We start from the raw sequence: 14,192 nt of genomic DNA, 5'->3' as shown, positions 1-14,192 counted from the left end.
CCCTCCCCCTTCGGGGGGAGGGTTTGGGAGAGGGGGGGCAAGGATGCGTGTTGATCCAACGCTGAAGGAACGCGCCAGAACGATGCGCGCCAACCCTACCCCCGCCGAACAGAAACTCTGGCTCGCCCTTCGCGCAAACCGCTTTGAGGATCAGCAGTTTACGCGCCAGAGTATAATTGCCCCGTACATTGTCGATTTTGCGTCAAAGGCAGACCGCCTCATCGTCGAAGTTGATGGGGATACACATTCTGCCGAAGATCGCTATGACGCGAGGCGAACCGAATTTCTTGAATCGTTGGGATACCGCGTGATCCGTTTCGCCAATCATGATGTGCTGGGTAACCTGGAAAGTGTGTTGGGCGCGATTTTGCAAGCTTTGCGCGTTCCCCCCTCTCCCCAGCCCTCCCCCCCAGGGGGGAGGGAGTCAGAATGACCCAGCCCAACGCCATCACCGGCCTTCTGCCCGAAGGATTGTCCGACCGTCTCCCCCCTGCGGCGGAGGCGTCGGCGCATCTGGCGCGCAGCGTGCTGGATACCGTAGCAGCGCATGGCTATGCCCGCGTGATGCCGCCGATTGCGGAGTTCGAGGAGACGCTGACGCAGCGGCTTAAATCGGCCCGCGCGCAGGATTTGCTCCGCGCCGTCGATCCCGTGTCGCAGCGGACACTGGCGATCCGCCCCGACATGACGGCGCAGGTCGGTCGCATCGCTGCCACCCGTCTCGCCACCACCGCGCGGCCATTGCGGCTGTCCTATGGCGGCCCGGTGCTGAAACTGCGCGCCAATCAGTTGCGGCCGGAGCGCGAACAGTTGCAGGTGGGCGCGGAACTGATCGGAACGGACAGCGTCGCCGCAGCGGTCGAGATCGTCAACGTCGCCATCGAAGCGTTGCAGGCAGCGGGCGTCACCGGGATCACCATCGATTTCACCCTGCCCGACCTGATCGATACCCTCGCGGCCGGACCGATGCCGCTCAGCGATTCAGAGCGGGAAGCGGTGCGGACCGAACTGGACGCGAAGGATGCAGGCGCGCTCGTGGCGCTGGGTGCAGGCGCGGCGTCCTATCTGCCGCTGATCGAAGCGGCGGGGCCGTTCCATGCCGCGATGGACAAGCTGGAAGCCATCGACGCCGCCACCGGGCAAGGCGCGATTGCCAGCCGCATCGCTGCGTTGCGGGCCATCGCCAAGCCCATTGGCTGGGACATTACCCTGACGCTCGACCCGACCGAACGCCATGGCTTCGAATATCAAAGCTGGTTCGGATTTTCCGTTTTCGCCGAAGGGTTCGTCGGCGAAATCGGGCGCGGCGGCAGCTATGCTATCCTGCGCAGCGACGGCAGCGAAGAACCCGCCATCGGCTTCTCCCTCTACCCCGACCCGCTGATCGACGCAGGCTTCGGCGCGATGCCGGTCAAGCGGCTGTTCCTGCCGCTGGGACATGATGCGGTGGTGGCGAAGACGTTACGCGGTGAAGGCTGGCGGACGGTTGCGGCATTGTCCGACGTGGATGACGGCGCGGCCCTGGGATGTTCGCACTGGCTGGATGGGGATTCGGCGCGGGGGTATTAGAAATAGTCAGACTGGCATTTCACGGTATAAATCTATTGTTTCAGCAATATCTTGGAATTTGCATTCAAGGTGTTTATCGATGAAAACAATATCGCCTTCTAACAGAGTATCTACTTTTATTCCATTTATCTTGTACCATAATTTAGTATTTAAAGACTGGCGTGGGGAGCATTGAATAGAGAATGTATTCCAAATATCATTATATATTTGGTGTTTAGTAATCCAATAATTATCGACAATGTCATAAGGCAAGAATGCATTTTCGGCGCAGGGGAGATGAATGCCGTCCCGGCTAATAGTCATTATTGATTCTCGATAAAAGAAACCAATAATGCCGTGTAATTTATTAATCAAAGAAGCTATCAACATCACTATTGCAATAAATTCGAATACATTTACCCCGTCAAATGATAATACTGAAATTATGACAAAAACAGATTAAGCCTAATAATAGATAAGTACGATTTACTTAAGTAGATATTTAGTGATTCATCCATCCTTTAACTCGCCCGCCCGCTTCGCCGTCAGCAGATAATTCAACCCCTTCTTCTCCGACAGCACGAATCCCTTCGCCGGGTCCAGCGCGATCCCGCTCCACCCCGTCACTTCCAGCCCCGCTGCCACCAGCATCGGTTCGATTTCCTCGGGCGTCAGGAATTTGCTCCAGTCGTGCGTGCCGCGCGGAATCTGGCCCAGGCCTTCGCCCAGCGTAATCATCGCCAGCCGCGACAAGGGCGTGCGGTTGGGTGTCGAGAGTATCAGCAGCCCATCGGGCGCCAGCGCATCCGCCAGCCCGCGCAGGAACAACGCGGGGTCGGTGACATGCTCGATCACTTCCATGCTCGTCACCAGATCGAAGCCGGTTTCGCCCAGCGCCTCCACGCCGACCGCGCGATAATCGATGGTGAGGCCTTGCCCTGCCGCGTGGGTCTGTGCCGCAGCGATATTCTCATGCGCTGCATCGATCCCCGTCACCTGCGCGCCCATCCGCGCCAGCGGTTCACACAGCAGGCCCGCGCCGCACCCGACATCGAGAGCACGTTTTCCGGCCAGGGGACGCAGCGTCTTGATGTCGCCACGCCAATGCGCGTCCACCGCGTGGCGGATATAGGACAGGCGCACCGGGTTCAGCTTGTGCAGCATCGCGCTGCTGCCCTTGGGGTTCCACCAGCCGGCGGCCATCGTACCGAAATGCGCGGCCTCTGCCGGATCGATGGTCGTGATGCTTTCAGGGGCCACATTGCTTGCCATATCTGTTCCAACTTACTAAGGGAGGCCCGCTTTTGCACCCCTCGCGGACCCGTTTTCCGACATAATCTTACCCACAGGCAAGGCTGACAGCAAATATGGCGCGCATCGTGATGAAATTCGGCGGCACCTCCATGGCGGGGATGGAGCGAATTCGCAATGTTGCCGCGCGTGTGAAGCATGTCGTGAGCCAGGGTAACGAAGTCGCGGTCGTGGTTTCGGCAATGGCGGGGGAGACCGACCGGCTCGTCGGTTTCTGCCGCGAAGCCAGCGCGCTCTACGATTCGGCGGAATATGATGTCGTCGTTGCGGCGGGCGAGCAGATCACCAGCGGCCTGCTGGCCATGACGCTGAAAGCCATGGGCGTGGACGCGCGGAGCTGGCTCGGGTGGCAGTTGCCGATCCACACTATCGAATCCCATGCCAAGGCGCGGGTGGAAAGCATCGAGACGGACGCGCTGCTTACCGCAATGGCATCGGGCCAGGTTGCGGTCATCCCCGGTTTTCAGGGAATGATGGAGGATGGCCGCGTGTCGACGCTGGGCCGCGGTGGATCGGACACGTCCGCCGTTGCCGTGGCTGCTGCGATCGGCGCAGACCGTTGCGACATCTACACCGATGTCGATGGCGTCTACACCACCGACCCCCGCATCGTTGCCCGCGCGCGCAAGCTCGACATGGTGACCTATGAGGAAATGCTCGAACTCGCGTCGGTCGGCGCGAAGGTGTTGCAGACCCGCTCGGTCGGCCTCGCGATGAAGGAAGGGGTGCGCGTTCAGGTGCTGTCCTCCTTCGACGACCCCACACAGGACGACCTGCCCGGTACGCTGATCGTCAGCGAAGAAGAATTGGAGGAAAGCAAGATGGAACGTCAGCTCATCACCGGCATCGCCCATGACAAGAACGAAGCCAAGATCATATTGACGCGCGTGCCCGACCGGCCCGGCGCGGTCGCCAGCATCTTCAGCCCGCTTGCCGAAGCCAGCATCAACGTCGACATGATTATCCAGAATGACAGCAAGGATAAGGAAGAAACCGACGTAACCTTCACCGTGCCGCGCGCCGATCTTGCTCGCAGCGTCGACCTGCTCGAATCGTTGAAGGATCAGATCGGTTTCTATCGCATCATCACCGATGTCGAAGTCGCGAAGATCAGTGTTGTGGGTGTCGGGATGCGCAGCCACGCAGGTGTCGCGGCGACGATGTTCAAGACGCTGGCGGATCGCGGGATCAACATCGAAGCGATCTCGACCAGCGAAATCAAGGTCAGCGTGCTGATCGACGAGGACGAAACCGAACTGGCGGTGCGCGTGCTGCACACGGCTTATGGCCTGGACGCCGACGCGCCTGCTGCGTGAAATTTCGCAGGCAGGACTTTACTAACGCAGTCATCCCCGCGAAGGCGGGGATCCATCTCCCGACGTTTCGCCAAGGGAGAGGGCAGGAGATGGATTCCCGCTTTCACGGGAATGACGGAGAAAAAACATGACTCACCCCAAACTCGCCACCCTCATGCAACGCGGCACCGAATTTTTCGGCTGCGAGACGGCGATCATGTGCGGCGCGATGAGCTGGGTGAGCGAGCGCAATCTGGTGTCTGCCATTTCCAACGCTGGCGGCTTTGGTGTGATTGCCTGTGGGGCGATGACGCCTGAACTGCTCGATAAAGAAATCACCGCGACGAAGGCGCTGACAGCCAAGCCCTTCGGCGTGAACCTCATCACCATGCACCCGCAGCTCTTCGACCTGATCGACATATGCGCGAAACATGATGTCACGCATGTCGTGCTGGCTGGCGGTCTGCCACCCAAGGGCAGCATCGAAGCGATCAAGGCAAAGGGTGCGAAGCTGATTTGCTTCGCCCCGGCGCTGTCGCTGGCGAAGAAGCTGGCGCGGTCGGGCGTTGACGCGCTGGTGGTCGAGGGGATGGAAGCGGGCGGTCATATCGGCCCGGTATCGACCAGCGTGCTCGCGCAGGAAATCCTGCCTGAAATGGCGCCGCAGCTTCCCGTGTTCGTCGCGGGCGGCATCGGTCGGGGCGAAGCCATTGCCGCTTATCTGGAAATGGGTGCGGCGGGCGTGCAGCTTGGCACGCGATTCGTATGCGCGACAGAGAGCATCGCGCACCCTAACTTCAAGAAGGCTTTCTTGCGCGCGTCGGCCCGCGATGCCGTTGCCAGTGTACAGATCGACCCGCGCCTGCCGGTGATCCCCGTTCGCGCGCTCAAGAATCCCGGCACCGAAAACTTCACCGCCAAGCAGCGCGAAGTCGCCAATCTGCTCGACACCGGCGCGGTGGACATGATGGAAGCGCAGCTCCAGATCGAACATTACTGGGCAGGCGCACTTCGCCGCGCGGTGATCGACGGCGATGTCGAAGGCGGCAGCCTGATGGCGGGCCAGTCGGTCGGCATGGTGATGAAGGAAGAACCGGTCCGCGAAATCCTTGCCACGCTGATGGACGAAGCGGAAGCGGCGCTGACGGCGCGGGCCGCTTAAGGCGCTCTCCCCTACACTGTTACCCGGCGCAGGCCGGGGTTCAGGGCCACGAAGCACGGCGCGTACGACTCCTGGACCCCGGTCTTCAGCTTAAGCTGAAGTCTATCCTGAGCTTGTCGAAGGGCCGGGTAACAGTCACGCCTACGCCATCAACACCTTGTCCAGCGCGATCTTGAACTTGTCCATTTCCTCGGACGATCCCACTGTCACGCGGGACACGGTGGGCCAGATTTCCCACGACCGGCCAATCTGAACCTTCTCCGCCAGCAGCTTCGCCTGCATTTCCTTGGCCGGCCTGGTCTTCCAGTCGAGCATGAACATATTGGCTTCGCTGCCGGGGTGATACGCGATCCCGCGCTTTGCGAGATGCGCGAACGTTTCTTCCCGAACGCCGATCATCTGCGCACGGCGCGCCTTGATCGCGTCCGCTGCGGTATAAGCCGCCGTCCCGCAGGCCAGCGCCGTCACCGGCAGGGTGCCAGTCACCTGATAGCCATCGTAGCGCATCATCGCCTTATGCAAGGCTGGGTCCGCGAACGTCAGCCCAAGGCGCATCCCGGCCATGCCGAACATTTTGGAAAAGGTCCGCATGACGATCACGTCCTTGCGATCCTTGGCCAGCGCCATCGCGCTCGGCGCTTCGGAGAAATGAAGATAAGCCTCGTCGATCAGCAGCACCGAATCGGCTGGCTTGTTCGCGGCCAGCCATGCCAGATCGGCAAGCGGCGTGACCGTGCCGGTGGGGTTGTTGGGCGACACGATGTAATACAGGCCCGCAGCGGGATTGGCGGCCAGCATCGCTTTCACGTCGGCGCCTTTGCCCGGTGTCATTGGCACCTTGGCAACCGGCGCCTTGAGCCACGCCGCCGCGCGCCACGCCGATTCGAAGGTCGGATCGGGTGTGACCAGACCCTTTTCCGGCGAACAGAAGGCAATGACCGAGCGGACCAACGGGTCGCCCGAACCCGGCCAGGGCAGGATGCGATCTTCGGCAACGCCTTCGACCTGCGCCACTGTCTTGATAAACTGCCCGCGCAGATCGCCCGGATCGTAGCGGTTGCCTTGCGCCACGACCTTGGCAGCAGCTTCGGCCGCCACCGGGAACGGCCCGGTCCAGCATTCGTTCGCGCCGATCTGTACCGCGCCCGCCACCGCGCGCGCCGCCTGGCTCTGCGCGAAGGCTGGCTTGAAGGCGGTGATGCTTGCCGCAGCGCCCAGAAGAGCTGCGACCTGCCCGATCTGGCGGCGGGAATAGCCGCGATCCAGAAGGTCGTTTCGCGCCGTCGCGTCGATACCCACAGTGCTCATATCCTGCCGCCCTCCGAACAATACATCTCTACTGCAATGACGCAACGAATGGGCGTGCCAGACCCGCCATCCGCCCCGACATTTTGCAGCAATATGAGAAACGCGCAGTTCCTTGTTGGAAGCAGCAGCCTGTTTCTGATAGCGGTTCCACATGGTCACTACGCCAGCCACCACCGCCGCCCGCAAAATTCTCAGCCGCCTGCATGAGCTGATGGCTTCGCGCTCTGCTGCGCAGCAAAAGCTGAACAAGGTCGTGGAGATCATCGGCGAGGAACTGCACAGCGAAGTGTGCTCCATCTACCTGCTGCGTGAGGGTCTGCTGGAACTCTACGCCACGCGCGGACTGAAGCAGGAAGCGGTGCACGTCGCCAAGCTGGCGTTGGGGCAAGGTCTGGTCGGCACCATCGCGGGCAATGTCGAAACGCTGAACCTCGACGAAGCCGCCGCTCATCCCGACTTCGCCTATCTACCTGAAACCGGTGAAGAACTGTTCCACAGCTTCGCGGGCGTTCCGATCGTCCGACGGGAGAAATCAGTCGGCGTATTGTGCGTGCAACATGTCGATCCCCGCCGCTATGAAGAGGTCGAGATCGAAGCATTGCAAACGGTGGCCATGGTCCTTTCCGAACTGATCGCCAATGCCGAACTGGTCGACGACACCCGGACCGACGACCGTGTAACCGGCACCGGATCGAACATGCTCACCGGCCTGCAACTGGTGATGGGCATGGCGCGGGGTCATGCGGTCTTCCACCAGCCCCGCATCCACATCGAACATACCGTTGCAGAAGATACCGAAGCAGAGCGGCAGCGTGTCTATTCCGCCTTCACCAAGATGCGCGAACAGATCGACCGGATGGCCGGCGCATCCGAATTCGGGGTCGATGGCGAGCATCAGGAGGTTCTCGAAACCTATAAGATGTTCGCCTATGACGAAGGATGGGCGCGGCGGATCAACGAAGCGATCGACAGCGGTCTGACCGCCGAAGCGGCCATCGAGCGCGTGCAGCAACGCACCCGTATGCGGATGCGGCAGATCCAGGACCCCTTGCTGCAGGATCGGATGCACGATCTGGAGGATCTGGCGAACCGGCTGCTGCGCATCGTGTCGGGCCAATTGGGTACGGCGGCACAACTGGGCTTGCGGCAGGACGCGATCCTGATCGCGCGCAATCTGGGTCCGGCCGAGCTGCTGGAATATGACCGGCGGCGGCTGAAAGGCGTGATCCTGGAAGAAGGATCGCTGACCGCGCATGTCATCATCGTCGCGCGCGCCATGGGCGTGCCGGTGCTGGGCCGCCTGCGCGACATCCGGCATCAGGTGAACGAAGGCGACCTGATCCTGATGGACGTCATCGAAAACCGCGTGTTCGTGCGCCCCAGCCCGGACATGGAAGAAGCGTTCGAAAACAAGCTGAACCTCACCCAAAAACGCCGCGCCGCCTTTGCCGCCGCGCGCGACCTGCCGCCGGTGACGAAGGACAACGAGCGCATCGAATTGATGGTCAATGCCGGGCTGCGTGACGATGCCGCTGCGCTGGACGTGACCGGCGCTGATGGCATCGGGCTTTTTCGCACCGAGTTCCAGTTCCTCGTGTCCGCCACCATGCCGCAGCGGGAACGCCAGCAGCGGCTCTACAAGGATGTGCTGGACGTGGCGGGGGATCGTCCGGTTATCTTCCGCACCGTCGATATCGGCGGTGACAAGGCCTTGCCCTATATGCGGCAAGGCGAGGATACCGAGGAAAACCCGGCAATGGGCTGGCGGGCGCTGCGCCTTGCGCTGGAACGCGACGGGCTGATGAAGGCGCAGGCGCGCGCGTTGCTGGAAGCGGCAGCGGGCAAGACGTTATATGTCATGTTCCCGCTGATTTCCGAGCCTTGGGAATTCGACGAAGCCAAGGCGCTGATCGAAAAGCAGCGAGCGTGGCTGGTCAATCAGCGTAAGGCTGTGCCCAACGCCGTACGCTATGGCGCGATGCTGGAAGTGCCTGCCTTGGCCGAAGTGCTGGACCTGCTATTGCCGCGCCTCGATTTCCTGTCGATCGGCACCAACGATCTGACGCAGTTTCTGTTCGCCGCCGACCGCGCGCATCCCAAGCTCGCCGAACGCTACGACTGGCTCAGTATCGCCATCCTGCGCTTCCTCTCGCGGATCGTGAAAGCATGCGAGGCCCATAAGGTGCCGGTGGGTGTATGCGGCGAAATGGGCGGGCGGACTTTGGAAGCGATGGCGCTGCTTGGGCTGGGCATCCGCCGCCTTTCCATCACGCCTGCTTCCATCGGTCCGGTGAAGGCAATGATCCGGTCGCTCGATCTTGCGCCTCTGAAAGAGGAAATGGCAAAGCTATTGACGGACGGTACACCCAATGCGCGCGCGGCGTTGCTGGCCTGGGCGCAGGAGCGACGGATCGACCTCAACTGACATCAAGCTGAAACTGATCGCATTTCCTTAGGGTGCGGCGTTGACAGCAGGCGCGCGGGAATGAGACAAGAGCATCGCAAGGTCGCATTTGCGGCCCCCGCGAGAGGGGCAATACGGAACAGATGGAAGAGATGGAACAAGGGTCTCTGGACATGGATCGACCCGGCGACGTGTTACGCCGGGCGCGCGAGGCGCAGGGACTGTCGTTGCAGGACGTCGCAACCCGTACGCGTATCCCGATGCGGCAACTCGCGCTGGTCGAAAACCACGAATATGCGGCATTGCCCGGCATTCCTTATGCCATCGGCTTTTCGCGCGCCTATGCGCGTGCCGTGGGCGCCGACGAAACGGTGATTGCCGCAAGTGTCCGCCGCGAGCTGGTCGATGCCGATGTGATGAATGCGCCCCGTTACGAAATGTTCGAACCGGCCGATCCCGCACGCGTACCGCCCCGCTATCTGGCTTGGACGGCGGCGGCAATCGCGCTGCTGTTTGCGGTCGGCTATGGCGTGTGGCGCACGCAGATGTTCACCCCGCCCAGCGAAGAACAGATCGCCGCGCAAGTCGATCCCCAATCCACCCGCCCCGCCACCGGCAACGGCGCACCTGCTGCCCGACCCACCTTGCCGCCGACGCAGGGGCCGGTCGTGCTGACCGCTGTGGATGAAGTGTGGTTGCGCATTTACGACGGCACCGGCGAGCGGCTTTTGGAAAAGCAGATGAAGAAGGGCGAGACCTTCACGGTGCCCGCCGATGCCAATAACCCGATGATCCTGACCGGTCGCCCCAATGCCATTGCCGTGACGGTCGGCGGACGGCCCGTGCCGCCCTTGGGCGCCCCGGAACGGACGATTTCGGATGTCCCGATCAGTGCGGCGGCATTGCTGGCGCGGCCTGCCTCGACTGTTCCCGCCACGGCTCCCACCGCCACCTCGCCGACCGGAGCGACGGCAACGCCCGCCGCACCCGCACCGGCCTCCCCTGCGCCCGTTCCAACCGTTCAGGAGTGAAGGGCGCTTTACCGCCGCTGCAAAGCTCTTATGATTGACGGCATATTCATTGCCTGGGGATCCTTCATGCGTCACCTGCTCGTTACAGCGTCCGTCCTGACGGCGGCCATCACCTTTGCTGCGCCGGCCGCTGCGCAATCCGTCGCGCCATCAGTGCAGACGCGCGTCGACCGACTGGAAAAGGAAATGAAGGCAGTCCAGCGCAAGGTGTTTCCCGGCGGCACCCCGATCGAGCCGGATATCACCCGCGCACCCACGCCCGTGATCGCGCCCGGTTCCCCCGCCGCAACGCCCGTGTCGGACCTGATCGCGCGCGTCGACGCGCTGGAGGGACAGCTTGCGACTTTGACCGGTCAGGCCGAACAGAACAGCTTCAAGATCAAGCAGCTTGAGGACGCCTTTGCGAAATACAAGGCGGAGACCGACGCGAAGCTGACACCCGCCGATGCGGCACCGCCCGCGATGGGCGCGACGCAGGGCGGAAGCAGCGCAGCATCGCCCGTAAAATCCACCCCGGCCGCAACCCCCGCTGCCAGTGCCGCGCGAAAGGCAGCGGTGGCGGCCATCGAATTGCCCGACACCGGCGATGCTCCGATGGATGCCTACACTTATGGCTATCGGCTGTGGGATGCGAAATTCTATCCCGAGGCGCAGACGCAGTTGAAGGCAACGCTCGACAAATTCGGCACCTCCCCGCTGGCCAGCCGCACCGCCAACTTGCTCGGTCGCGCCTATCTGGACGATGGGAAGCCGGCGCTGGCGTCGGTGGCGTTCTACGAAAATTATCAGAAGCGGCCCAAGGGCGACCGCGCTGCCGACAGCCTGACCTATCTCGGCGAAGCGCTGATCCAGCTTAAAAAGCCTGCCGATGCGTGCAAAGTGTATAGCGAGCTTGAGCAGATGTACGGCGCAACGATGAGTGCCACATTGCGCGGCATGATGACCAAGGGCCGCGAACGGGCAAAGTGCGCGGCTTAACGACCTGCTGATCGTATTCCTGCGAAAGCAGGAACCCAGGGCGTCAGGCACCGCGCCAAGCCTCCTGGACTCCTGCTTTCGCAGGACAACGGCTCGGCATAAATTGGCGTGAAGATCATGGTGCTAGCGGACCGTTTCCTGAAAGACCTTGCCCGACTGGTTCCCCTGCCCGCTCGCATCGGCATTGCCGTGTCCGGTGGTCCGGACAGCATGGCGTTGCTGTGGCTGGCGCATGAGGCTTTGCCCGGACAAGTGGAGGCTGCGACCGTCGACCATGGGCTGCGCGCTGCATCCGCCGACGAAGCGACGATGGTGGCGGACTATTGCACCGCACAGGGCATCCCTCATCGCATCCTGCGCCCCGCCAGCCCCATTACCGGCAGCTTGCAATCGGCGGCGCGCAAGGCTCGTTATGCCTTACTCGACGATTGGCGGCGCGAGCGCGACATCGACTGGCTACTGACTGCACATCATGCCGACGATCAGCTCGAAACCCTGCTGATGCGACTTAATCGGGGTTCGGGCGTATCGGGTCTGGCGGGCGTTCGGGCGCGCAATGGCGCGGTGCTGCGGCCCCTGCTCGGCTGGCGCAAGGCGGAACTGCTGGCGCTGGCCAGGGAACAGGGCGCGCCGTTCGTGAACGATCCAAGCAACGCCGACGACCGTTTCGACCGGGCAGCGTTGCGCCAGCGTCTTGCACAAACCGATTGGCTCGATCCTGCGGCCGCGACCCGCAGCGCTGCGGCGCTGGCGGAAGCGGCGGACGCGCTGCAATGGCTGACCGCCGATCTTGCCGCACGGCATGTTGTGCCCGATGGCGAAGGCTGGCGCCTTACGGCCACCGATTTCCCGCGCGAGGTGCAGCGGCGTCTCGTGCTGCACATGCTGGCGCTGGCTGCGCCCGACGCGCCTGCGCCGCGTGGCGATGCGCTCGACGGGGCGCTGGCCCAGCTTATCGTCGGCGGCAAGGCGATGCTGGGCGACTGGATACTGTCCGGCGGCGAGTCGTGGACGCTCCGCCCCGCCCCGCCCCGCAGACATTCGGGGCAGTGACCCGCAGCACAGCAATCCGCGCGCCGTTCACCATAGTGAAACACCTGCTGGTCTAACTCTTTTGCAGCCGGAACGGGCGACGGGGCGGAGTCATATTGCCATTTGTTCCCCACACCCTATCTTGGTCGATGAAAGCGAGATGTCATGAACGACGATAAGGAACCGCAGGGCAATCCCTGGATCAAGAGCGCGATGATTTGGGCGGGCGTCATTGTCGCCCTGTTGCTCTTCGTGTCCCTGTTCGACAGCCGCACGGCCGCGACATCGGGCACCGGCATTGCCTATTCCGAATTCCGGCAGAAGGTGCAGGACGGTCAGGTCAAGGAAGTGGCCGTCGCGCCGGACAAGATCACCGGCACGCTGACCAACGACCAGCGTTTCTCCACCGTTCCTGTGGCCGATCCCAGCCTGCCCGGCCTGCTTGACGATTATGGCGTCAAATATAGCGGTCAGGCCGAAGAACAGCCCAGCTTCTGGATGATCCTCATCTATCAATCGCTGCCATTCCTGCTGATCCTCGGCATCGCCTTCTTCGTTCTGCGCCAGATGCAGAAGGGTGGCGGCGCAGGCGGCGCGATGGGTTTCGGCAAGTCGAAGGCCAAGCTGCTCACCGAAAAGCACGGCAAGGTGACGTTTCAGGACGTCGCAGGCATCGATGAAGCCCGCGAAGAGCTGGAAGAAATCGTCGAGTTTCTGAAAGACCCCACCAAGTTCGCGCGTCTGGGCGGCAAGATCCCGAAGGGCGCATTGCTGGTCGGTTCGCCGGGTACAGGCAAGACGCTGCTGGCGCGCGCCATTGCGGGCGAAGCCGGTGTGCCGTTCTTCACCATTTCGGGTTCGGACTTCGTCGAGATGTTCGTTGGCGTTGGCGCAAGCCGTGTGCGCGACATGTTCGAGCAGGCTAAGAAGAACGCACCGTGCATCGTTTTCATCGACGAAATCGATGCCGTCGGTCGCCATCGTGGCGCGGGTCTGGGCAACGGCAATGATGAGCGCGAACAGACGCTGAACCAGCTTCTGGTCGAAATGGACGGCTTCGAAGCCAATGAAGGCATCATCATCGTCGCGGCGACCAACCGCCCTGACGTGCTCGATCCTGCACTGCTGCGTCCGGGCCGCTTCGACCGTCAGGTCGTGGTGCCGCGCCCCGACATCGAAGGCCGCGAAAAGATTCTTGCCGTGCACATGAAGAAGGTGCCGTTGGCCCCCGACGTGAATGCCCGCACGATTGCGCGCGGTACGCCCGGCTTCTCCGGCGCGGACCTCGCCAACCTCGTCAACGAAGCGGCCCTGATGGCGGCGCGTCGCGGCAAGCGTCTGGTCGCGATGGACGAGTTCGAAATGGCCAAGGACAAGGTCATGATGGGCGCGGAACGCCGCTCCATGGTCATGACTGACGACGAGAAGAAGATGACCGCCTATCACGAAGCGGGTCATGCCATCGTGTCCGTCCACGAAGCCGCTTCGGACCCGATCCACAAGGCGACGATCATTCCGCGCGGTCGTGCGCTGGGCATGGTTATGCGGCTGCCGGAACGCGACAGCTACAGCTATCACCGTGACAAGATGCACGCGAACATGGCCGTCGCCATGGGTGGCCGCGTCGCCGAAGAAGTAATTTTCGGCCACGACAAGGTATCGTCGGGCGCATCGAGCGATATTCAATATGCGACCAAGCTGGCCCGCGACATGGTCACGCAATGGGGCATGTCCGAAAAGCTCGGCCCGCTGCAGTATGAAGAGCAGCAGGGCGAAACCTTCCTTGGCTATTCGCAGAGCGCGCGCGTCAACATGTCGGACGAGACCGCCAAGCTGATCGACAAGGAAATCCGCACGCTGGTCGAGCAAGGCTATAACCGGGCGAGGGAATTGCTGACCAAGCATGAGGATCAGCTTCACCTGCTGGCCAATGCGATGCTGGAATATGAAACGCTTTCGGGCGACGAGATCAAGACGCTGCTCGACAAGGGTGAGATCATCCGTGACGACGGCACCACGATCCGTCCGTCGAGCATCCCCACCGCCGGCACCGCGATCCCCAAGACGCGCCGCCGCAAAGGGCCGTTCGGCGATCCTGCACCGCAGGGGATCTGATTTTCTAG

At 62.2% G+C, this 14,192-nt stretch carries 12 protein-coding genes; 9 read left to right on the top strand and 3 right to left on the bottom strand.

Annotated elements, in window-relative coordinates; genetic code table 11:
- The first annotated feature begins 43 nt into the window (after positions 1–43).
- Both QMG56_RS05465 and QMG56_RS05460 read left to right on the top strand, forming a co-directional pair.
- A complete protein-coding gene (locus tag QMG56_RS05465) occupies positions 44–433 on the top strand; it encodes an endonuclease domain-containing protein (RefSeq protein ID WP_281821571.1) in 390 nt (129 codons plus the stop codon).
- Positions 430–1,569, top strand: coding sequence for an ATP phosphoribosyltransferase regulatory subunit (locus QMG56_RS05460; RefSeq protein WP_281821569.1), 1,140 nt, complete (start codon positions 430–432; stop codon positions 1,567–1,569). The genes QMG56_RS05465 and QMG56_RS05460 overlap by 4 nt, the downstream gene beginning before the upstream one ends.
- Positions 1,570–1,575: 6 nt before the next feature.
- Here QMG56_RS05460 and QMG56_RS05455 read toward each other — a convergent pair whose 3' ends face one another.
- Positions 1,576–1,938, bottom strand: coding sequence for a hypothetical protein (locus QMG56_RS05455; RefSeq protein WP_281821567.1), 363 nt, complete (start codon positions 1,936–1,938; stop codon positions 1,576–1,578).
- 120 nt (positions 1,939–2,058) lie between these two features.
- Positions 2,059–2,820, bottom strand: a complete 762-nt coding sequence (gene ubiG, locus QMG56_RS05450) for a bifunctional 2-polyprenyl-6-hydroxyphenol methylase/3-demethylubiquinol 3-O-methyltransferase UbiG (protein ID WP_281821566.1) — start codon at positions 2,818–2,820, stop codon at positions 2,059–2,061.
- Positions 2,821–2,915: 95 nt separating this feature from the next.
- Between ubiG and QMG56_RS05445 the strand changes: the two genes are divergently transcribed.
- Together QMG56_RS05445 and QMG56_RS05440 are read left to right on the top strand one after the other, a co-directional pair.
- On the top strand, positions 2,916–4,175 hold the full coding sequence (locus tag QMG56_RS05445; protein ID WP_281821564.1) for an aspartate kinase: 1,260 nt from the start codon (positions 2,916–2,918) through the stop codon (positions 4,173–4,175).
- Between the two features lie 127 nt (positions 4,176–4,302).
- Positions 4,303–5,316, top strand: coding sequence for a nitronate monooxygenase family protein (locus tag QMG56_RS05440; RefSeq protein WP_281821563.1), 1,014 nt, complete (start codon positions 4,303–4,305; stop codon positions 5,314–5,316).
- Positions 5,317–5,457: 141 nt separating this feature from the next.
- On the opposite strand, the gene QMG56_RS05435 is transcribed toward QMG56_RS05440, so the two are convergent.
- On the bottom strand, positions 5,458–6,624 hold the full coding sequence (locus QMG56_RS05435; protein WP_281821562.1) for a pyridoxal phosphate-dependent aminotransferase: 1,167 nt from the start codon (positions 6,622–6,624) through the stop codon (positions 5,458–5,460).
- Between the two features lie 151 nt (positions 6,625–6,775).
- On the opposite strand from QMG56_RS05435, the gene ptsP reads away from it, so the two are divergent.
- From ptsP to ftsH, 5 genes are all read left to right on the top strand, one after another.
- Entirely contained in the window at positions 6,776–9,049 is a 2,274-nt protein-coding gene (gene ptsP / locus QMG56_RS05430; RefSeq protein ID WP_281821561.1) for a phosphoenolpyruvate--protein phosphotransferase, read from the top strand.
- 152 nt (positions 9,050–9,201) lie between these two features.
- A complete protein-coding gene (locus QMG56_RS05425; RefSeq protein WP_281821560.1) occupies positions 9,202–10,059 on the top strand; it encodes a RodZ domain-containing protein in 858 nt (285 codons plus the stop codon).
- A 66-nt stretch (positions 10,060–10,125) separates the two neighbouring features.
- Positions 10,126–11,037: a tol-pal system YbgF family protein gene (locus tag QMG56_RS05420; protein ID WP_281821559.1), complete on the top strand. Its 912-nt coding sequence runs from the start codon at positions 10,126–10,128 to the stop codon at positions 11,035–11,037.
- A 117-nt stretch (positions 11,038–11,154) separates the two neighbouring features.
- Complete coding sequence (gene tilS / locus QMG56_RS05415; protein WP_281821558.1) at positions 11,155–12,090, top strand: tRNA lysidine(34) synthetase TilS; 936 nt, start codon at positions 11,155–11,157, stop codon at positions 12,088–12,090.
- A gap of 144 nt (positions 12,091–12,234) precedes the next feature.
- On the top strand, positions 12,235–14,184 hold the full coding sequence (gene ftsH, locus QMG56_RS05410; RefSeq protein WP_230187892.1) for an ATP-dependent zinc metalloprotease FtsH: 1,950 nt from the start codon (positions 12,235–12,237) through the stop codon (positions 14,182–14,184).
- Positions 14,185–14,192: the final 8 nt, after the last annotated feature.

It is taken from the genome of Sphingobium sp. BS19 (genome assembly GCF_027925545.1).
Lineage (GTDB): Bacteria > Pseudomonadota > Alphaproteobacteria > Sphingomonadales > Sphingomonadaceae > Sphingobium.
The sequence above is the reverse complement of the archived record's forward strand: the minus strand, read 5'-3'. Positions and strand labels throughout refer to the sequence as shown.

Excerpts from the sequence above, each read along its gene's own strand:
- QMG56_RS05435 (WP_281821562.1), bottom strand. The coding sequence starts at position 6,624 with ATGAGCACTGTGGGTATCGACGCGACGGCGCGAAACGACCTTCTGGAT.
- QMG56_RS05425 (WP_281821560.1), top strand. The coding sequence starts at position 9,202 with ATGGATCGACCCGGCGACGTGTTACGCCGGGCGCGCGAGGCGCAGGGA.
- QMG56_RS05460 (WP_281821569.1), top strand. The coding sequence starts at position 430 with ATGACCCAGCCCAACGCCATCACCGGCCTTCTGCCCGAAGGATTGTCC.
- QMG56_RS05455 (WP_281821567.1), bottom strand. The coding sequence starts at position 1,938 with ATGTTGATAGCTTCTTTGATTAATAAATTACACGGCATTATTGGTTTC.
- ptsP (WP_281821561.1), top strand. The coding sequence starts at position 6,776 with ATGGTCACTACGCCAGCCACCACCGCCGCCCGCAAAATTCTCAGCCGC.
- QMG56_RS05445 (WP_281821564.1), top strand. The coding sequence starts at position 2,916 with ATGGCGCGCATCGTGATGAAATTCGGCGGCACCTCCATGGCGGGGATG.
- ftsH (WP_230187892.1), top strand. The coding sequence starts at position 12,235 with ATGAACGACGATAAGGAACCGCAGGGCAATCCCTGGATCAAGAGCGCG.
- ubiG (WP_281821566.1), bottom strand. The coding sequence starts at position 2,820 with ATGGCAAGCAATGTGGCCCCTGAAAGCATCACGACCATCGATCCGGCA.
- QMG56_RS05465 (WP_281821571.1), top strand. The coding sequence starts at position 44 with ATGCGTGTTGATCCAACGCTGAAGGAACGCGCCAGAACGATGCGCGCC.
- QMG56_RS05420 (WP_281821559.1), top strand. The coding sequence starts at position 10,126 with ATGCGTCACCTGCTCGTTACAGCGTCCGTCCTGACGGCGGCCATCACC.
- tilS (WP_281821558.1), top strand. The coding sequence starts at position 11,155 with ATGGTGCTAGCGGACCGTTTCCTGAAAGACCTTGCCCGACTGGTTCCC.
- QMG56_RS05440 (WP_281821563.1), top strand. The coding sequence starts at position 4,303 with ATGACTCACCCCAAACTCGCCACCCTCATGCAACGCGGCACCGAATTT.